This window comes from Type-C symbiont of Plautia stali, from assembly GCF_059730935.1.
The window spans coordinates 200,462-220,475 of sequence record NZ_AP035923.1; the positions used below are offsets into that span (position 1 = coordinate 200,462).

General features: G+C 60.4%; 18 protein-coding genes. 13 read left to right on the forward strand and 5 right to left on the reverse strand.

Annotation, left to right across the window (positions count from 1 at the left end; all coding sequences use genetic code 11):
• The first annotated feature begins 97 nt into the window (after positions 1-97).
• The 7 genes from AC6I7J_RS00920 (at position 98) to AC6I7J_RS00950 (ending at position 9,117) form a co-directional block, all read left to right on the forward strand.
• Positions 98-1,261: an HD-GYP domain-containing protein gene (locus AC6I7J_RS00920; protein WP_021507880.1), complete on the forward strand. Its 1,164-nt coding sequence runs from the start codon at positions 98-100 to the stop codon at positions 1,259-1,261.
• A 108-nt stretch (positions 1,262-1,369) separates the two neighbouring features.
• Positions 1,370-1,459 carry a K(+)-transporting ATPase subunit F gene (kdpF, locus tag AC6I7J_RS00925; RefSeq protein ID WP_021507879.1) on the forward strand — a complete coding sequence of 30 codons (90 nt, stop codon included), beginning with the start codon at positions 1,370-1,372 and terminating at the stop codon, positions 1,457-1,459.
• The gene (gene kdpA, locus AC6I7J_RS00930; protein WP_088516523.1) at positions 1,459-3,138 is read left to right on the forward strand and encodes a potassium-transporting ATPase subunit KdpA; all 1,680 of its coding nucleotides are present in this window, start codon (positions 1,459-1,461) and stop codon (positions 3,136-3,138) included. The genes kdpF and kdpA overlap by 1 nt, the downstream gene beginning before the upstream one ends.
• Before the next feature lie 7 nt (positions 3,139-3,145).
• A complete protein-coding gene (kdpB, locus tag AC6I7J_RS00935; protein ID WP_498006537.1) occupies positions 3,146-5,194 on the forward strand; it encodes a potassium-transporting ATPase subunit KdpB in 2,049 nt (682 codons plus the stop codon).
• 11 nt (positions 5,195-5,205) lie between these two features.
• The gene (kdpC, locus tag AC6I7J_RS00940; protein ID WP_021507876.1) at positions 5,206-5,778 is read left to right on the forward strand and encodes a potassium-transporting ATPase subunit KdpC; all 573 of its coding nucleotides are present in this window, start codon (positions 5,206-5,208) and stop codon (positions 5,776-5,778) included.
• Positions 5,779-5,886: 108 nt separating this feature from the next.
• Entirely contained in the window at positions 5,887-8,562 is a 2,676-nt protein-coding gene (gene kdpD, locus AC6I7J_RS00945; RefSeq protein WP_498006539.1) for a two-component system sensor histidine kinase KdpD, read from the forward strand.
• A gap of 54 nt (positions 8,563-8,616) precedes the next feature.
• On the forward strand, positions 8,617-9,117 hold the full coding sequence (locus AC6I7J_RS00950) for a TIGR00645 family protein (protein ID WP_021507874.1): 501 nt from the start codon (positions 8,617-8,619) through the stop codon (positions 9,115-9,117).
• Between the two features lie 102 nt (positions 9,118-9,219).
• Here AC6I7J_RS00950 and AC6I7J_RS00955 read toward each other — a convergent pair whose 3' ends face one another.
• Positions 9,220-10,149 (reverse strand): LysR family transcriptional regulator, encoded by a 930-nt coding sequence (locus AC6I7J_RS00955; protein WP_021507873.1) that lies wholly within the window; start codon positions 10,147-10,149, stop codon positions 9,220-9,222.
• A gap of 92 nt (positions 10,150-10,241) precedes the next feature.
• On the opposite strand from AC6I7J_RS00955, the gene AC6I7J_RS00960 reads away from it, so the two are divergent.
• The 4 genes from AC6I7J_RS00960 (at position 10,242) to AC6I7J_RS00975 (ending at position 14,285) form a co-directional block, all read left to right on the forward strand.
• Positions 10,242-11,450, forward strand: coding sequence for an MFS transporter (locus AC6I7J_RS00960; protein WP_031279767.1), 1,209 nt, complete (start codon positions 10,242-10,244; stop codon positions 11,448-11,450).
• 53 nt (positions 11,451-11,503) lie between these two features.
• A complete protein-coding gene (locus AC6I7J_RS00965; protein WP_498006542.1) occupies positions 11,504-12,853 on the forward strand; it encodes a cation:proton antiporter in 1,350 nt (449 codons plus the stop codon).
• 26 nt (positions 12,854-12,879) lie between these two features.
• Positions 12,880-13,227, forward strand: coding sequence for a hypothetical protein (locus tag AC6I7J_RS00970; protein ID WP_021507870.1), 348 nt, complete (start codon positions 12,880-12,882; stop codon positions 13,225-13,227).
• 161 nt (positions 13,228-13,388) lie between these two features.
• The gene (locus tag AC6I7J_RS00975) at positions 13,389-14,285 is read left to right on the forward strand and encodes an alpha/beta hydrolase (RefSeq protein WP_058759350.1); all 897 of its coding nucleotides are present in this window, start codon (positions 13,389-13,391) and stop codon (positions 14,283-14,285) included.
• Between the two features lie 184 nt (positions 14,286-14,469).
• On the opposite strand, the gene AC6I7J_RS00980 is transcribed toward AC6I7J_RS00975, so the two are convergent.
• Entirely contained in the window at positions 14,470-15,387 is a 918-nt protein-coding gene (locus tag AC6I7J_RS00980; RefSeq protein WP_059012349.1) for a bestrophin family protein, read from the reverse strand.
• Between the two features lie 253 nt (positions 15,388-15,640).
• Between AC6I7J_RS00980 and AC6I7J_RS00985 the strand changes: the two genes are divergently transcribed.
• Positions 15,641-16,282: a hydrolase gene (locus tag AC6I7J_RS00985; protein WP_498006544.1), complete on the forward strand. Its 642-nt coding sequence runs from the start codon at positions 15,641-15,643 to the stop codon at positions 16,280-16,282.
• Between the two features lies 1 nt (position 16,283).
• On the opposite strand, the gene AC6I7J_RS00990 is transcribed toward AC6I7J_RS00985, so the two are convergent.
• Positions 16,284-17,186 (reverse strand): LysR substrate-binding domain-containing protein, encoded by a 903-nt coding sequence (locus AC6I7J_RS00990; protein ID WP_058775167.1) that lies wholly within the window; start codon positions 17,184-17,186, stop codon positions 16,284-16,286.
• Positions 17,187-17,281: 95 nt separating this feature from the next.
• On the opposite strand from AC6I7J_RS00990, the gene AC6I7J_RS00995 reads away from it, so the two are divergent.
• On the forward strand, positions 17,282-18,103 hold the full coding sequence (locus AC6I7J_RS00995; RefSeq protein WP_498006547.1) for an SDR family oxidoreductase: 822 nt from the start codon (positions 17,282-17,284) through the stop codon (positions 18,101-18,103).
• A 95-nt stretch (positions 18,104-18,198) separates the two neighbouring features.
• On the opposite strand, the gene AC6I7J_RS01000 is transcribed toward AC6I7J_RS00995, so the two are convergent.
• Together AC6I7J_RS01000 and AC6I7J_RS01005 are read right to left on the reverse strand one after the other, a co-directional pair.
• Positions 18,199-19,002, reverse strand: a complete 804-nt coding sequence (locus tag AC6I7J_RS01000) for an acyltransferase (RefSeq protein WP_498006549.1) — start codon at positions 19,000-19,002, stop codon at positions 18,199-18,201.
• A gap of 70 nt (positions 19,003-19,072) precedes the next feature.
• On the reverse strand, positions 19,073-20,005 hold the full coding sequence (locus AC6I7J_RS01005; RefSeq protein ID WP_104094180.1) for a nucleoside recognition family protein: 933 nt from the start codon (positions 20,003-20,005) through the stop codon (positions 19,073-19,075).
• Positions 20,006-20,014 lie beyond the last annotated feature (9 nt).

The window sequence follows — 20,014 nt, forward strand, 5'->3', positions numbered from 1 at the left end:
GTTCCTGCCTGTCCCGACCAGTCACGCCGCCCTGAAGATTTTTTGCTCAGCTGCCGATATCACTCCTTACCATCCACTGATATTAAGGAGCGATATCGTGATAAAGCTGATTACCGTTGACGAGCTGCGGCCAGGCATGTTTATCCACAAGCTTGAGGTCTGGTGGATCAAGGACAAACGCATTCGCAACCAGATGCTGATCACCGATAAGCGTCAGATCGCCCTGATCCGTAACGAGGGGATCCAGCAGGTATGGATCGATCCCGAGCGGTCGGTGCGCGCGCCTGCCACGCCGCAGCCGAAAAAAGACATTCCACAGACGCCGTTTTTCCGCGAGATGGATCAGGCGCAGTGCATCTTCAACCAGGGCAAGCCGCAGGTGCTGGCGATGTTCAACGAAGCGCGCATGGGGCAGGGCCTCGATCTTGCCTTTACCCTTGAGCTGGTCGATGAAATTGCCGGATCGATTACCCGCGAGCCAACCGCGCTGCTCAGCGTGGCGCGGCTGAAAAATCATGACGATTACACTTACCTGCACTCCATGGCGGTGTGCGGTCTGATGATTTCGCTGGGCAAGAAAATGGGGCTGGATGAGCAGCAGCTGCGTCGCGTGGGCATGGGCGGATTGCTGCATGACGTCGGTAAAGCCGCGGTGCCGCTGACCATCCTCAACAAGCCGGATAAGCTCACCGACGAAGAGTTTACGATTATGCGCCAGCATCCAATCGTCGGTGCGCAAATGCTGATGGAAGCCCATGCGGATGAAGATTTGCTGGATATTGCGCTGCATCACCATGAAAAATTCGATGGCAGCGGCTATCCGCATCGGCTGCAGGGCGAAGAGATCTCGCTCTACGCACGCATGGCGGCGGTGTGTGACGTCTACGACGCGGTGACCTCCGATCGCCCGTATCGCAAAGGCTGGACGCCGGCGGAGGCGATGCACAATATGCTGAGCTGGCGCGGCCACTTTGACAGTGCGCTGCTGCACGCGTTTGTGCGCACCATCGGTATTTATCCGGTGGGCTCGCTGGTACGGCTGGCTTCCGGGCGCGTGGCGCTGGTGGTGCAGGCCGGGGAAAAATCGCTGCTGAAGCCCAAAGTGCATGTGTTCTGGTCGCTGCATTCGCAGCGCGAGGTCAAACCGGAAGCGCTGGACCTCGGCGACAGCTTCTGCACCGATACCATCACCGGCGCTGAGGACAGCGGCTTGTGGCACAACGTTGACCTGAATCGCATCTGGGCGCTGGAAAGCGCCTGATCTGCCCGCGTTTTTATACTTTCTTTACGCCCGCTCTGCGCCTTTTTACCCCTTCTTTATGCCGCGCCGCGCATGCTTGCTGCACTACCAAATCCTCTGGAGGTTGCTGTGAGTGTGGGCGTGATAGCCGGCATCGTGCTGGTATTTTTATTACTGGGCTACCTGATTTATGCCCTGCTTAATGCGGAGGCATTCTGATGGCGGCGAATGCGTTTTTACTGATTGCGTGCTATCTGCTGGTGCTGATGGTGCTGGCGCAGCCGCTGGGCCGCTTGCTGGCGCTGATGGTGGCGGATAAGCCCCTGCTGGCGCGCAGCGAACGCGTGCTGTGGCGTCTGGCCGGCGTTGACGGCGCGGCGATGCGCTGGCCGCACTATCTGCTGGCCATCCTGCTGTTTAACGCGCTCGGCTTTGTGCTGCTGCTGGCGATGCTGATGGGGCAGGGCGCGCTGCCGCTCAATCCACAGCATCTGCCTGGCCTGAGCTGGGATCTGGCGCTCAATACGGCGATCAGTTTTGTCACCAATACCAACTGGCAGGCGTACGCGGGCGAGAGCACGCTGAGTTACTTCAGCCAGATGGCGGGCTTAACGGTGCAAAACTTCCTCTCGGCGGCAACCGGTATTGCGGTGGCGTTTGCGCTGATGCGCGGTTTTGCCAACCGTTCGCTGGAAACGCTCGGCAACGCCTGGCGTGACCTGACGCGCATCACCGTCTACGTGCTGCTGCCGATTAGCCTGCTGATGGCACTGTTTTTTGTCAGCCAGGGCAGCATTCAGAACTTTGAACCCTATCATGCCTTCACCACGCTGGAAGGCGCGCAGCAAACGCTGCCGCTCGGGCCGGTAGCCTCGCAGGAAGCGATCAAAATGCTCGGCACCAATGGCGGCGGTTTCTTTAACGCCAACTCGGCGCATCCGTTCGAAAACCCTACGGCACTGACCAACTTTGTGCAGATGCTGAGCATCTTCCTGATCCCGGCCGCGCTGTGCTTTGCCTTTGGTCAGCAGCTGGGCGATCGCCGTCAGGGCCATATGCTGCTGTGGGCGATGAGCATCATGTTTGTGCTGGCGGTGGTCGCGGTGATGTGGGCTGAGCTGCGTGGCAATCCGCATTTTCTGACCCTGGGCGCCGATAGCGCGATCAACATGGAAGGCAAGGAGACACGCTTCGGCATTCTCAACTCCAGCCTGTTTGCGGTGATCACCACCGCGGCGTCGTGCGGTGCGGTAAACGCCATGCATGACTCCTTCACTGCGCTGGGCGGCATGGTGCCGATGTGGCTGATGCAGCTGGGCGAAGTGGTGTTCGGCGGCGTCGGTGCCGGCTTGTACGGCATGCTGCTGTTTGTGCTGCTCGGGGTGTTTATCGCCGGTCTGATGATTGGCCGTACGCCGGAGTACATGGGCAAAAAGATCGATGTGTGGGAGATGAAAATGACCGCGCTGGCGATTCTGGTGACGCCGACGCTGGTGCTGCTGGGTACTGCGCTGGCGATGATGACCGAAGCCGGACGCGCCGGTATGGCCAACCCTGGCATTCACGGCTTCAGCGAGGTGCTGTATGCGGTGTCGTCGGCGGCCAACAACAACGGCAGCGCCTTCGCCGGTCTCAGCGCCAACACCCCGTTCTGGAACCTGCTGCTGGGCTTCTGCATGCTGGTCGGCCGCTTCGGCATCATCATTCCGGTGTTGGCCATTGCCGGTTCGCTGGCGGCGAAGAAAATTCAGCCGGTGGGCAACGGCACGCTGCCGACTCACGGCCCGCTGTTTATCGCACTGCTGGTGGGCACCGTGCTGCTGGTGGGTGCGCTGACCTTCGTTCCCGCGCTGGCGCTTGGCCCGGTAGCGGAACATCTGCAACTTATTCAGGGATAACGGAATCATGAGTCGTCAACAACTGGCGCTGTTTGATGCGGCGCTGACGCGCACCGCGATGCTGGATGCGGTGAAAAAACTCGATCCGCGCGTACAGTTTCGCAACCCGGTGATGTTTCTGGTGTGGATCGGCAGCGTGCTCACCTCGCTACTGGCCATCGGTATGGCGGCGGGGCAGCTGAACGGCAGCGCCCGCTTTACCGCGGCGGTCGCCATCTGGCTGTGGTTTACCGTGCTGTTCGCTAACTTCGCCGAAGCACTGGCGGAAGGGCGCAGCAAGGCGCAGGCCAACAGCCTGAAAGGGGTGAACAAGCACAGCGATGCGAAGAAACTGGCGGAACCGTTTCACGGTGCGCAGTGGCGGCCGGTGGCGGCCGATACGCTGCGCAAAGGCGATGTGGTGCTGGTGGAAGCCGGGGACATCATCCCGTGCGACGGTGAAGTGCTGGAGGGCGGCGCATCGGTCGATGAGAGCGCCATTACCGGCGAATCGGCACCGGTGATTCGTGAATCCGGCGGGGATTTTGCCTCGGTAACCGGCGGGACGCGCATCCTGTCGGACTGGCTGGTGATTCAGTGCAGCGTCAATCCGGGCGAGACTTTCCTCGACCGCATGATCGCCATGGTGGAAGGCGCGAAACGCCGCAAAACGCCCAACGAAATCGCCCTGACCATCCTGCTGGTGTCGCTGACCATTGTGTTCCTGCTGGCGACCGCCACGCTGTGGCCGTTTTCCGCCTGGGGCGGCACGCCGGTTAGCGTGACGGTGCTGGTGGCGCTGCTGGTGTGCCTGATTCCCACCACCATCGGCGGACTGCTGTCGGCGATTGGCGTGGCGGGCATGAGCCGCATGCTGGGAGCCAACGTGATTGCCACCAGCGGGCGCGCCGTGGAGGCTGCCGGTGACGTGGATGTGCTGATGCTGGACAAAACCGGCACCATCACGCTCGGTAACCGCCAGGCGACGCAGTTCCTGCCCGCGCCGGGCGTCAGCGAGCAGCAGCTGGCCGACGCGGCGCAGCTGGCATCGCTGGCCGATGAAACGCCGGAAGGGCGCAGCATCGTGGTGCTGGCGAAGCAGAAATTTAACCTGCGCGAACGCGATCTCAGCAGCATGGGCGCCAGCTTTATCCCATTCTCCGCACAGACGCGCATGAGCGGCGTCAACGTGCAGGATCGCCTGATCCGTAAAGGCGCGGTCGACGCGGTACGCCGTCATATCGAAGCCAGCCACGGCAGCTTCCCGGCTGAGGTCAATGCCCGGGTGGAAGAGGTGGCACGCGCCGGCGGTACGCCGCTGGTGGTGGCTGAAGGCGCGCAGGTGCTGGGCGTGGTGGCGTTGAAGGACATCGTTAAAGGCGGCATTAAGGAGCGTTTCGCCGAGCTGCGCAAGATGGGCATCAAAACGGTGATGATCACCGGTGATAACCCGTTAACCGCCGCGGCGATTGCGGCGGAAGCCGGTGTCGATGACTTCCTGTCGGAAGCGACGCCGGAAGCCAAGCTGGCGCTGATTCGCCAGTATCAGGCGGAAGGGCGCCTGGTGGCGATGACCGGCGACGGCACCAACGATGCGCCCGCGCTGGCGCAGGCTGACGTGGCGGTGGCGATGAACTCCGGTACCCAGGCGGCGAAAGAGGCGGGCAACATGGTCGATCTTGACTCCAACCCGACCAAACTGCTGGAAGTGGTGCACATCGGCAAACAGATGCTGATGACGCGCGGTTCGCTTACCACCTTCAGTATCGCCAACGATGTGGCGAAATACTTCGCCATCATCCCGGCGGCGTTTGCCGTGACCTATCCGCAGCTCAATATGCTGAACGTGATGGCGCTGCATTCACCGGCCTCGGCGATTCTGTCGGCGGTGATCTTCAACGCGCTGGTGATTGTGTTTTTGATTCCGCTGGCGCTGAAAGGCGTGAGCTATCGGCCGATGAGCGCGGCGGCGCTGCTGCGCCGCAATCTGTGGATTTATGGCGTAGGCGGTTTAGTGGTGCCGTTTATTGGCATTAAAGCGATCGACCTGCTGCTGACGCTGTCGGGCCTGGTGTAAGGAGAAGAGAAATGAGTCAGTTACGTCCGGCTATAGTATTGTTAGTGCTGCTTACCCTGCTGACCGGCGCGGTCTATCCGCTGCTGACCACCGGCCTGGCGCAGTGGTGGTTTCCGTCGCAGGCCAACGGTTCGCTGATTGAGCGCGACGGCGCGGTGCGCGGCTCAGAGCAGATCGGTCAGGCGTTCAGCCAGCCGGGCCACTTCTGGGGCCGTCCATCGGCCACCAGCGACGTGCCGTACAACGCGCAGGCATCAGGCGGCAGCAACCTTGCCGCCAGTAATCCGGCGCTGGATAAAGCGGTGGCGGAGCGGGTGGCTGCGCTGCGCGCTGCCAATCCGCAGGCGCCGGCAGCGGTGCCGGTGGAGCTGGTAACCGCTTCAGGCAGCGGCCTGGATCCGGACATCTCCCCTGAAGCTGCGCTGTGGCAGGCACCGCGCGTTGCGGCAGCGCGCAACATGACGCTGAAAGACGTCGAGGCGCTGATTGCGCGCAACACCGAGCGCCCGCTGCTGCCGTTTATCGGCGAAGAAACGGTGAACGTGCTGCGGCTGAATATGGCGCTGGATGATTTGCAGGGATAGTTTCAAACCGCGCGAAGAATCGCGCCGCTACAAAAATGTGCACATACCGTAGCGGCGCAATTTATTGCGCAATGCCACATTGGTGCACGCGATAAAAATGGACCTCGCATGAACGACGAATTACCGCGCCCCGATCCCGATGCCCTGCTGCTCAATCACAGCGACAGCCATCGCGGTAAACTGAAAATCTACTTCGGCGCCTGCGCGGGCGTAGGGAAAACCTACGCCATGCTGCAGGAGGCGCAGCGCCTGCGTGCGCAGGGGCTGGACGTGCTGGCTGGCGTGGTCGAAACCCACGGCCGTGAAGAGACCGCCGCGCTGCTGCAGGGACTGGCGGTGCTGGCGCGGCGCGCCACTGGTCGGTCGCGCCATGCGGAATTCGACCTCGACGCCGCGCTGGCGCGCCACCCGGCGGTGATCCTGATGGATGAACTGGCGCACACCAACGTACAGGGCTCGCGCCATCCCAAGCGCTGGCAGGACATTGAAGAGCTGCTGGATGCCGGTATCGACGTGATTACCACCGTCAACGTGCAGCATCTGGAGAGCCTGAATGATGTGGTGGGCGGCGTCACCGGCATTCAGGTGCGCGAAACCGTACCCGATCCCTTTTTCGACAGCGCCGACGAAGTGGTGCTGGTGGATCTGCCGCCGGACGATCTGCGTCAGCGGCTGAAAGAGGGCAAAGTGTACGTCGGCGACCGCGCCGAGCGCGCCATCGAAAATTTCTTCCGCAAAGGCAACCTGTTCGCGCTGCGTGAACTGGCGCTGCGCCGCACGGCCGACCGGGTAGACGATCAGATGCGCGCATGGCGCGATCAGCAGGGGCGCGACAAAGTGTGGCACACGCGCGACGCGATTCTGCTATGCATCGGTGACGACACCGGCAGTGAAAAGCTGGTACGCACCGCCGCCCGTCTCGCTGCCCGGCTCGGCAGCGAGTGGCATGCGGTGTATGTGGAAACGCCGCGCCTCAACCGACTGCCGGAAGCGCAGAGGCGCGCCATTCTGCGCACGCTGCAGCTGGCGCAGGAGCTGGGCGCGGAGACCGCCACGCTGTCCGATCCGGACGAGGCGCGCGCGGTGCTGCGCTATGCGCGCGAGCACAATCTCGGCAAAATTGTTACCGGCCGGCAGCCGCAGCGGCGCTGGCGACGCGACAGCTTTGCCCAGCGTCTCGGCGAGCTGGGGCCGGAGCTTGACCTGCTGGTAGTGGCGCTGGATGAGCCGGTGCGCGATGTGCCAGCGGCCCTGAGCGGCCAGCGTGCCAGCGGCGAGAAATGGCGGCTGCACCTGCGCGGGTGTCTGATGGCGATCGCGCTCTGCGTGCTGGTGACGCTGATTGGCCGCTGGTGGCTGGTGGAGTTTGATACCGCCAACGCGGTGATGATCTATCTGCTGGCGGTGGTGCTGGTGGCGCTGCGCTTTGGCCGCTGGCCGTCGGTATTCGCCACGGTAATCAATATTCTGGCCTTCGACCTGGTGTTTGTGGCCCCCACCGGCACGGTGGCGGTATCGGATCTGCAATATCTGGTGACCTTTGCGGTGATGCTGGCGGTCGGGGTGATTGTCGGCAATCTCACCGCCGGCGTGCGCTATCAGGCGCGGGTGGCGCGCTACCGTGAACAGCGCGCGCGTCATCTGTATGAGATGGCGAAATCGCTCGGCAGCGCGCTGACGCCGCAGGATATCGCTGCCACCAGCCAGCGCGTTATTGAGGTGACGCTGCAGGCGCGCAGCCAGCTGCTGCTGCCCGACGAACAGGGTGAGCTGCAGTCGGCGGGTGAAAGCACCATCGGGACGCCGCCCGACCTCGGCATCGCCAAATGGAGCTACAGCAAAGGGCAACCGGCCGGTGCCGGCACCGATACGTTACCGGCGGTGCCGTACCAGATTCTGCCGCTGAAAAGCGGGGCGCACTGCCGCGGCCTGCTGGTGGTTGAGCCGGACAACCTGCGCCAGCTGATGATTCCCGAACAGCAGAGGCTGGTGGAGACGTTTACGGTGCTGATTGCCAACGCGCTGGAACGCATGGCGCTGTCGCACAGCGAAGCCGCGTCACGGCTGGCCGCCGAGCGCGAGCAGCTGCGTAATGCGCTGCTGTCGGCGCTGTCCCACGATCTGCGCACGCCGCTGACGGTGCTGTTTGGCCAGGCTGAGATGCTGATGCTGGACCTCGCCAGCGAGCAGTCGAAATACGTCGGCCAGGCCAATCAGATCCGCGAACAGACGCTGAGCACCATCCGGCTGGTGAGTAACATGCTGGATATGGCGCGTATTCAGTCCGGCGGGCTCAACCTGCGCGAAGAGTGGGTGGCGCTGGACGAGGTGATTGGCGGCGCGCTAAGCAGCATGGGACCGTCGCTGAAAGGGCACGACTTTACGCTGGATTTGCCGTCGGAGCTGGTGCTGATCAAAGGCGACAGCGCGATGCTGGAGCGGGTGTTTACTAACCTGATCGAAAACAGCCTGAAGTATGCCGGCAATGCCGCGCAGCACGGCATTCGCGCCTGGCGCGATAAAACCCGGCTGGAGATCGCCGTATGGGATAACGGACCGGGCATTGCGCCGGAGAATCTGACGCGCATTTTTGACAAGTTTGCCCGCGGCGACAAGGAGTCGGCCGTGCCGGGCGTCGGGCTGGGGCTGGCCATCAGCAAAACCATTATTGAGTCACATCGCGGTCGCATCTGGGCGGAAAACCGGCCGCAGGGCGGGGCGGTGTTTCGCCTGTCGCTGCCGCTGCCAGTCGCGCCTGAAATTTCTGAAGAAGCACTGAAATAACTTCACATAAGTTCGGTTATACTCGATGGCTTGTCTGTTGATAAATGGGAACTTATGGAACGTTTTACCGAAAACCTGATGTATGCATCGCGCTGGCTGCTGGCACCGGTTTACATTGGACTTTCGCTGGGGCTGCTGGCGCTGACGGTTAAATTTTTTCAGGAAATTTTTCACCTGCTGCCCAACATTCTCAGCATCGCGGAAAACGATCTGATTCTGCTGCTGCTGTCGCTGGTGGACATGACGCTGGTTGGTGGCCTGCTGGTCATGGTGATGCTGTCCGGCTATGAGAACTTTGTCTCCAAGCTGGATATCGATGAAAGCAAAGAGAAGCTGAGCTGGCTCGGCAAGATGGATTCCGGCTCGCTGAAAAACAAAGTGGCAGCTTCGATTGTGGCGATCTCATCGATTCACCTGCTGCGTATTTTTATGGATGCGCGCAACGTCGCCAACGAAAAGCTGATGTGGTACGTGATCATTCACCTGACCTTCGTGCTGTCGGCCTTTGTGATGGGCTGGCTGGATAATATGTCGAAGGTTGAAAAAAAATCGTGACCTTCACGCACGAGCTGACCGATTGCACCAGGTGCGCATAAATGCGCACCCTGTAAAAACCGCAGTGCCCCGTAGGGTCGCCATTCATGGCGACCTGGCCCATCACCGCACCGGCTGCGTGCCGGTCAGCTGCGGCATCACGTCCCTGATCATCGCGAAAAAATGCTGCAGGCGGGCCGGATAATAACTGGCCCACGGGTAGGTCAGCCACACCGGCAGCGGCGGTGCCTGCCAGTCGGGCACCAGCTGCACCAGCGCGCCGCTGGCTAAATCCTCCTGCACCACCCATGACGACACAATCGCGGCGCCCATGCCCGCCAGCGCGGCTTTACGCACCGCGTACAGGCTATCGCTGGCGAGGCGCGGGGCAATCGCCAGGTTGATCGGCTGGCCGTCGCTGAGACGCTGCAGCGCGATTTCGTTACGATAAAAACTGGTCAGCGCCAGCCACGGCAGCTGCGTCAGCTGGGTAACCTCTTTCACCGGCGCATGAGCCGCCAGCAGCGCCGGTGCCGCAACGACAAAGCGCGGCACTTCCGCCAGCAGCACCGCCACCACCGACGGATCGGTGGGCGCGCCGACCTGAATGGCGCAGTCAACGTTTTCACTGACAAAGTCCGGCGTGCGGTCGTTGAGCATCCACTCTACTGCCAGGCGCGGATAGCGCTGCAGATAATCCATCAGCGGTGCAATCAACTGATCCTGACCAAATGCATGCGGCGCACGCACGCGCAGGGTGCCGATCGGGTCGTCATTCGCGCCGGTTAACTCATCTTCCAGCGCGTGCCAGGTCGCCACCAGCTGCCGCGCCTGGGCATAGCAGCGTTCCCCGTCGTCGGTGAGTTTCAGCGCATGGGTGGTGCGTAAAATCAGTTTCAGGCCGAGCCGCTGCTCCAGCGCCTGCAGACGGCGACTCACGGTGGGCTGGGTGGTGCCGAGCTGCGCCGCGGCCGCCGACAGCGAGCCGCTTTCAACAATGCGGATAAACGTCTGCATCAGTTCGATGCGGTCAACGCTGGTGAGTGTGCTCATACGTACCATGCATAACAGTTCTGTGTCATAGCAGTCTACCGCGTATGGCCGCAACGCGCTTTAATAAGCGCATTATCACGGGGGAAACCACTATGTCTGCCATGTCTCAATCTTCTGCCATGCCTGCTGAAAAGCTGCCGGCGCCGCTGGTGTTTACGCTGGCGGCCGGTGCCGGTCTTAGCGTGGCATCGATTTACTACAGCCAGCCGATGCTGGATATCATCAGTAAGCAGTTCAATGTGGGCATTGGCAGCGTCGGTATGGTGCCGATGCTGACCCAGGCTGGTTACGCGCTGGGGATTCTGCTGCTGGCCCCGCTCGGTGACCGCCACGATCGCCGCACCATCATTCTGGTTAAAGGCTTGCTGCTGGTCGCCGCGCTGCTGCTGTGCGGCTTTTCCGGCGGCATCAATGCGTTGCTGATTGCCAGCTTTGTTACCGGATTAACCGCTACCGTGGCGCAGGACATTGTGCCGGCATCAGCGGCGCTGGCACCGGAGCGCAGCCGTGGCAAAACCGTCGGCACGGTGATGACCGGGCTGCTGGTCGGCATTCTGCTGTCGCGCGTGGTGAGCGGCGTAGTGGCGGAGTATCTGGGCTGGCGCACCATGTACATGATGGCAGCGGCGGCGGTGCTGCTGAGCAGTCTGGCGCTGTGGCGCGCGCTGCCGCGCTTTACGCCGGGCACCACGGTGAGCTATCCGCGTCTGCTGCTGTCGCTGGCGCATCTGTGGCAGCATCACCAGACGCTGCGCCGTGCGGCGCTGGCGCAGGGCCTGCTGTCGGTAAGTTTTAGCGCCTTCTGGTCTACCCTGGCGCTGATGCTGAGCGATCGCTTCCATCTCGACAGCGCCGTGGCAGGGGCCTTCGGTCTGGCCGGTGCCGCCGGGGCGCTGGCCGCGCCGCTGGCGGGCAGTTTTGCCGACCGCATCGGCCCGGCGCGTGTCACCCAGTATGGCGCCACGCTGGTGATGGTGTCGTTTGCCCTGATGTTCCTGCTGCCGGTGCTGCCGGTGCCGGCGCAGCTCGGCCTGATTATCCTCAGCACCATCGGCTTTGACCTTGGCGTGCAGGCCACGCTGGTGGCGCATCAGACGCTGGTCTACAGCCTGGCGCCGGAAGCGCGCAGCCGCCTCAATGCGCTGATGTTCACCGTGGTGTTTATCGGTATGGCGACCGGCGCGGCGCTCGGCAGCCTGGCGCTGGCCCATTTCGGCTGGAATGGCGTGGTCAGCCTTGCGACGGCTGCCGCTGTGCTTGCGCTGCTGATTCGCCTCGCCAGTCGCCATCTGCAAAACTAATTCACGATCCTGTGCCAGGCTTAAAGGAGAATGTTATTTAAAAACGGAGCGTTATGAACTTCCTGGCCTGGACCGCCCTCACTGGCGGTCTGCTACTTTTGATGTCACTGGCTTCCGGCTGGATTCACCGGGGGCCGGTGACGTCGTTTGGTCTCTACCTGTTCGCGGGCATTCTGTGCGGCCCGTGGATGCTTAATCTGCTGCAAATCGACATTATCGGCCACGCCGAGCTCGCCGCCCATATCACCGAAATCACCATGGCCGCCTCGCTGTTTATCACCGGGCTCAAGCTGCGTCTGCCGATGAGCGCGCACGCGTGGCGTGTCGGGCTGCGGCTGGCATTCCCGGCGATGTTGCTGACCGTCGGCGGCATGGCCTGCCTGATTCACTGGATTACCGGTTTTGGCTGGCCGCTGTCGTTGGCGTTTGGTGCCATTGTTGCCCCGACTGACCCGGTACTCGCCAGTCTGATCTCCGTTAACGATGCGCGCGATGACGATGCGCTGCGCGTGGCGCTCTCCAGCGAAGCTGGTATGAACGACGGCTCGGCGCTGCCGCTGCTGATGCTGGCGCTGCTGCTGATGCATCCGGGCGCCATCAGTCTCGAGCTGCTGGGCGGCTGGGCGGCGCGCGATGTGCTGTGGGCGATTGGCGGCGGGCTGGCGATTGGTTACCTGCTCGGACGACTGATCGGCCAGCTGGCGACCCATCTGCGCAGCGCGCATCACGACGTGGCGCCCAATGATTTTCTCGCGCTGGCACTGATCGCCCTGAGCTACGCGGCGGCGCAGTCGGTGGATGCGTCTGGCTTTCTTGCCACCTTTGCAGCAGGCGTCGGCTTGCGCCGCGCCGAGCTGCGCGTGACCAAACGCTTTCCGCTGGAAGATCTGCCGGAAGAGAAGCGCTACCTGCCGGCAGAAGTGCTGGTCAATCCTAACCAGCGTCTGAAGCAGCAGGGCGGCAGCCCGGTAAAATCGGTTGGCCTGGTGGTCGGCGATGCGCTGTCGTTTGGTGATACTATCGAACGCCTGCTGGCGGCAGCGATGATGGTGGTGCTGGGCATCACGCTGGCGCATCACTGGAATCTCACCGGCATCGGCCTGGCGTTGCTGCTGTTTGTGGTGGTGCGGCCGCTGGCGGTATGGCTGACCACCTGGCGCTGCGAAATGCCGTTTATGCGGCGGATGCTGATTGGCTGGCTGGGGATTCGCGGCATCGGCAGTATCAATTATATTGCTTATGCCTGGGTGCATGGCCTGCAGGGCCCGCAGGCGGAACAGATGATGGACATGGCGCTGACGCTGGTGGTGTGCAGCATTGTGCTGCACGGCATCACGGTGACGCCGCTACTGAACTGGCGTGCTGCCCGGCAGGCGGCACGCACGCAGCAAGATGAAACTTGATTTTCTGGAAATAACGGGAGCTTATTATGAAAGCATTGCTTATCGCCCTGGTAGGGCTGTCGCTGTCCGCCAGCGCGCTGGCGGATGATACGGATGCCGACGCGCAGGAGAATATCTATGCCAGCCAGCTGTGCCACATTGTTAGCGGGGAGCAGAAAACCGGTGACATGCAGAGCTACACTGAGAAAATGAAGTCACAGCTGGCGGCCAGCCAGTCACCGTCGGCCATGAACAAGCCTTCCTTCAACGAGGAAACCGCGCAGGAAGTGGTCAACGGCTGGCTGGAGCTGGGCGAAGAAGAGCGGGCGAAGCTGCGCCACGATCAGCAGCAGTGTGAGCAGACGGTGATGACTCAATTCCAGCAGCAGGATTAATTTTCCCTTCTCTTCGTGAATACGCGCCTTTTCTGGCGCGTTTTTTTATGGCTTTTTTGTACGAAATGCGTACATTATCGCCAGATTGAAACAGGACCTGCATCACATAATGAGACGCCGCCTTCGGGCTGGCGCATTTTCCATACCGGCTACTGGGCAAGATGATTACACGGCGTCGTTTTCTGTTGGCTAGCGGAGCAACCGTACTCTCCATGACGGCGGGCAAACTGTTTGCCCGGGATGACATTATTCCGCTCTGGCCGGACGACCCACCGGGCGGCGGCGGTCCGTCTGGCTTACTGAAAGTCAGCGCTAACGGTTCGTGGACCAATATCGTCTCTCCCGCCATTCAGCGCTTTCGTCCGGAGAATCCCAACGGCGAAGCGGTGATCGTTGCGGCTGGTGGTGGCTACCGTTTTATCGGCATGGGGCGCGAAGCCTGGCCGGTCGCGCGCTGGCTTAATGCCAACGGGTATACCGCCTACGTGCTGAGCTATCGTCTGCCGGGTGAAAAGTGGCAGGCCGGCAGACTGGCGCCGCTGCAGGATGCGCAGCGCGCGATTCGCATGGTGCGCGCGATGGAAAACAAGGTGCACCTGCTGGGCTTTTCGGCCGGCGGCCATCTGCTCGGCATGGCGGCAGCGCGGCCTGACTTCGTTACCTATTCACCGCAGGATTCGCTGGATGACATCCGGCCAACCGCAGACAGCGTCGGGCTGATTTACCCGGTTATCACCCTTGAAGCGCCTTATCAGCACACCCGTACTCACCAGATGATCGTGGGCAATGACGCCACGCCGACCCAGGAAGCCAACTGGTCAGTGCAAAATTACGTCACCCGCGCCTACCCGCCAACCTTTCTGGCGCAGGCGGAGGACGATCATACCTCCAACCCTCATAACACCGAGCTGATGCGCGACGCCTGCCGCCGTATGCGCGTGCCGGTTGAGCTAATCGAACTGAGCAGCGGCGGCCACGGCTTTGGCCTCGGTAAAGCCGGCACCCCCGCCGCGCTGTGGGACCAGGCGTATGTCCGCTGGCTGGATAAGCTGGGATAATTTCTTTACTGGCGCATCAATCCAGGAGCGCTTGCAGCGGCGCTGCAGTAACCCTCCGCACAAACCGTAGCGGCGCAATTTATTGCGCAAAAAACAGCGGCGCAGCGGTCGGATTAGCGCGATAAATCGCGCCGCTACGATGCGGTGCGCTCAGCGAGCATGGCGATTGAATCAGCTCGTGCCGTCACGTCAGATTAAAATACCGGTCCGGCTGGCTCGCTGCCGGCAGCGGGAAATCGTTGTTCATCGCTTTCAGATTGCGTTCGATATTCACGCACAGCGCGTCCAGTGGCAGGTGATTGGGCGCGGTGCCGAACGGATCTTCCAGCTCCTCCGCCAGCGACTCCAGCGACAAAAAGGTGTACGAAATAAACACCGACACCAGCGGCGTCATCAGGTGCAAATCCGCCACCAGCGCAAACGGCAGCAGGGTGCAGAACAGATACACCGTGCGGTGCAGAATCAGGCTGTAGGCGAAGGGAATCGGTGTGCTGGCCAGCCGGTCGCAGCCACCCAGATACGCCGACAAATGGTTAAGGTTGTCATCAATACTCTGCCAGACGATATCCGTCACTAATCCCTCATCACGCCGCTGCGCCAGCCATTCGCCCATGCATAACATGATTTGCGAGGTCGGCATCGGATGGCCGAGCACCGCGGCGTGCCATGCGGGCGGCAACAGCCGCTGCAGATCGGCTTGCGCATCGGTTTTACGCAGCCGGTGTTTCAGGCTCCAGCTAAATGCCAGTTGCAGCCCGATAAACTCCTGCACCTGTTCCACACGCAGTCCGCGCAGCGTTTTCACCTGGCGCAGCAGCGAGCGCTGAGTGATGTGCATATTGCCCCACAGCGTGCGCGCCTCAATAAAGCGCGCGTAGCTGGCGTTATTGCGAAAGCCAAGAAAGATGGCGATCGACACGCCAATCAGGCTGAACGGTGCGGTGGTCAGGTGAATGCCGAGCGTGGAATACCAGGGATAACCCAGAATGGCGATCACTGACATCAGCAGGTTAAGCGACAGGCGGAACGCAATGCGAGACAGCACTGAGCCGTGCCAGTCAAACAACCGGAGAAACCAGTGTTGATGAGGACGTACGATCATTTTGCGATGGTGTTTTTTATGATTTTGTCGCCACAGATTACGCCCGTCGCAGGCGCAGAATCAACGCCGGTGAGCCGCTGTTTTACCAGCAAAAATGCTGCGTTTGAGTGAATTAATCCATTTAAATCAATCTTCTAAAAACGCTTTGAACAAGTTGTAAAATTCTTTGCGTTATCTCTTTGTCCGCGCTTTCTCTAAAGTTTATTCCAGCAGCACAACACACAAATTTAAAACCACTTTAGAGGAAACTATCATGTCTAAACTCGACCTGCTTGACCCACAGAACTCAACCCTGATCTTCATCGACCACCAGCCACAGATGGCGTTTGGTGTCGCCAATATTGACCGCCAGCAGCTCAAAAATAACACCGTCGCCCTGGCGAAAGCGGGGAAAATTTTCGACGTGCCGGTGATTTACACCTCGGTAGAAACGGAAAGCTTCAGCGGCTACATCTGGCCAGAACTGCTGGCGGTGCACCCGAAATCGAAGCCGATTGAGCGTACCTCCATGAACTCCTGGGAAGACGCGAAATTTGTCGAGGCGGTAGAGAAAACCGGCCGCAAAAAACTGATCATCTCGGCGCTGTGGACCGAAGTGTGCCTGACTTTCCCGGCTCTGATGGCGCTGAAAGCCGGTTACGAAGTGTATGTGGTGACCGATACCTCCGGCGGCACCAGTGTTGATGCGCACGAACGTTCCGTGCAGCGCATGGTGCAGGCGGGTGCGGTGCCGGTGACCTGGCAGCAGGTGCTGCTGGAGTACCAGCGCGACTGGTCACGCAAAGAGACCTACGATGCAGTGATGGATCTGGTGCGTGAGCACAGCGGTGCCTACGGCATGGGCGTCGACTACGCCTACACCATGGTGCACAAAGCGCCGCAGCGTCAGGGCTGATTCAGCGGTAGTGCGGCAGGCGGGTTTTCAATGCGTCGATAAACAGCCGCAGCGCCATCGACTGATGCCGGTTCGGCGGGAACCACAGCGCGATTCCCGCCGACTGAATGCGCCAGTCGGCCAGCAGCTCCACTAATTTCCCCTGCTGCAGTGCCTCGCTAACGTACAGTGAGGGCACGAACGCAATCCCTGAACCGTTGATGGCCGCGCGCGCCATCAGCGCGTTATTGTCTAACGTCAGCGTACCCGGCACGTCAATCTCCAGACTTTCTTCCGCACTCTGATACTCCCAGCGATAGCGTTTGCCCCCGGGCAGGCGATGACGAATACACTGCTGCTGCAGTAAATCCTGCGGCTGACGCACCGGCGCGTGCGCCGCCAGATAGTCGGGCGAGGCTACGGTAACGAAGGTCAGCGGGCCGCCGAGCGCAATAGCCACCATATCCTGCGGCACATCTTCAATCAGACGGATGCCGGCATCAAACCCGGCGGCGGTGATATCTACCAGCGCGCCCTGAGCGGCGAAATCAAGCTGAATACCGGGATAGCGTGCGCTGAACTCGGGCACTACCTGATCCAGCAGCAGGCCAATCACCACATCGCTGGCGCTGATGCGCAGCGTACCGTACTGCTGCTGGCGGCTCAGGCTGACCTCGTGCAGCACCTCATCCATCTGATTGAGCAGCGGCGCGAGGCGCTGTAATAGCTGCTCACCGGCGTCGGTCAGCGACACGCTGCGTGTGGTGCGCTGAAACAGCTGCACGCCGAGGTTGTGCTCCAGCGTTTTCACCAGGTGGCTGAGCGAAGATCGCTTCAGGCCAAGCAGCTCGGCAGCGCGCCGGAAGCTGCGCTGCTCGCCCAGCGTTTTGATCGCCTGCAGTTCGTGCCATGAAGGGCGTTTCATTGGTGGTATTTCCTCACCAGGTCATGTGCGATTGGGGAGATTATGACCACCAGTAAAGCGATCTATCATCAGGTTTTCAACATGAGGAGCGCAAAATGAAAACCTGGTTAATTACCGGTGCCAGCAGCGGACTGGGCCGACTGATGAGTGAACGCTTACTTGAGCGCGGCGATCGCGTGGTGGCAACGGTGCGCCGTGAGCAGGCACTGGCTGATTTGCAGCAGCAATATGGCGATCGGCTGCTGGTGATGCGGCTGGATCTGGCCGAAACGGCCAGTATCGCACCGGCCATCGCCACTGCCTTTGCCCGCGTCGGGCGTATTGATGTGGTGGTAAGCAACGCCGCTTACGGTCTGTTTGGCGCGGCGGAAGAGCTGAGCGATGCGCAGATTGCACGTCAGATCGCCACCAATCTCACCGGATCGATCCAGCTGATTCGCGCCGTCATCCCGCATTTGCGCCAGCAGGGCGGTGGCCGCATTGCGCAGATCTCGTCCGAGGGCGGCCAGGTGGCGTATCCCAATTTCAGCCTGTATCACGCCAGCAAATGGGGCATTGAAGGTTTTGTCGAAGCGGTGCGCCAGGAAGTCGCCAGCTTTGGCATCGAGCTGCTGCTGGTGGAGCCGGGCCCGACCGTTACCAACTTCGCCAGCGGGCTGGATATCGCCGCGCCGCTCGACGCCTATCGTGATAACGCATCCGGTCAGTTCCGTCGGGCGATTGAAGCGGGTGACTTTGCTATATTGGGTGATGCCGGAAAATGCGTGGCGGCCACGCTGGCGACGCTGGATCAGGAAACGATGCCGCTGCGGCTGGCGCTGGGCAGCACGGCCTATCAGCACATCGAAGCCGCGCTGGAAGCCCGGCTGGCAGAACTGCGAACGCAGAAAGCGCTGGCGTTTGGCGCGGATGCGTAACTTTGCCGTGTCACCTGGTTGCGCAGACCGTTATTAATGGCGGTCTGCGGCTGGTTGACACGGACTGGCTGACATCGTTGGCCCTTTTATTTACCTTAACCATAAAAACGGTTTTTATTTTCGTTTTTAACGATCTGCTTCAACAGATATTGGCATTTATCAACAACATTACGGGCATCTTTAAACCCCTGTTCAACCACGGCAATATTTAATACATGGTCGTCATGGTTAAACTGCATTGGTTCGGTATCGCACATGTTAAAGGCACGCGTTGTCGCTTCTGTCCAGTGATGAACGCTTTCTCCGGACCAGGCAATATTCTCTTTAAGCATTCTCACTGGGTTACCGCCCCAGCAGCTATTGGAGTGTATCGTTTTCCCCGCCACCAGACTCATGGCACCAATTACGCTGCCGGAGTGGATCGATGAACCTTTTAAAATCATCGCGTTTTGTCCGATCCACACGTGATCGCCGATATAAATGCTACGGGAATGATTGATGCGCTGATTATCCGCAATGTTATATATCAGATGAGGATCGGCGGTTCGCATCCAGATACCAAAGGAGAGACAACAATGATTGCCAATGATGATATTTTTTTCTTCTGAGAGAATCAGCGTTAACTTTTCATTGAAGTAATTATGTCTGCCAATGAAGCAGACCGAATTTGAGAATGCAATTATTTTAACGATATAGGGTATCGCACTTTGGCTCAAATAAATGATTGAATTATCCGCCCGAAAATCCACTACGGAATCCTGCAGGACTACGCCCTCCTCACATACCAGAATATTGTTCTTACCATGAAAATTAATCTGGCTATTGATGAGTGTCGGTTCTTTACCGAGAAATTTGTTACCTTCAATAAGCCTGAGCTGCTCTGGATGTAATATTGTCATTTTTCGCTACGTGAGTCGGGATGGCCGCTTTCAAAGCGGCCTGAATCACGTCAATATTAAGCGTTGGGCATCAGAACAGCAGGCTGTGCGCCGTGGCGCGCAGCGCAATGCCGAGCAAAATGCCGGGCACGGCGAAGCGGAACAGGCGCGGAAAACGGCTGGAGAGACCGAGGAAAATGCCGATGCCGGGCAGGTCGAAGGTCTGAATCAGCAGGCCTGCCGAGGCGTTGATGTTGTGCGCACTGTACTGCCCCTGTTCGACCAGACCGGCAACCACGCCGTAATAGGCGGTGCCGCCAGCCAGGCATTTGGTCAGGGCAGGCAGCACATACACCTCGGCGATATGCAGTTTGTGTAACAGCGGTGCCAGCAGCTGCGTCAGCAGCTCAATGGCGCCGGCACTCTTCAGGATGCCCACTACCGACAAGGAAAGGATCAGCATCGGCAGCGAACCGAGCGCGAGGCGAATGGCGTCGGCACCCGAGGTGTTGATGATGGCGATCAGCCCCGGCTTCGCGTCGCTGTTCTCCACGCCCTGGTCTTCATCGCGCAGCGCGACGTCGGAAAGTTTGCGGGCAAAAAAGTGATAGGTTGAGGCGGCCGCCAGCACGCCGCCGCTGATGGAGAACAGCAGCGCGGCGCTCCAGTTGAGCCCGTCAGGAATCAGCGGATAAAAGGCATTGGCCTGGCCCATCGCAAACAGCATCGCCAGCGTGGCTGCCATGTGGCGGTCTGAAGTGCCGCGCTTCTCCATGATCGCCAGCGCGGCGAGCGGTGCGGCAAAACTGACAAAATTTAACTGGATGAGTGCGAACAGCGCCAGGCCGGTAATCCCCAGCGGCTTCAGTAACGGCGTGGCGTGGCGCACGACAAAATCCAGCACGCCTTTCACTTCGAGGTATTTCATGATGAATAGCATCACCACCATGATGGGAATCAGGGTATAAAGCGCGACGTCGACCGCGGCTTTGCCCGACTCCATAATTATGCTGATGATATTCACGTGCTGACG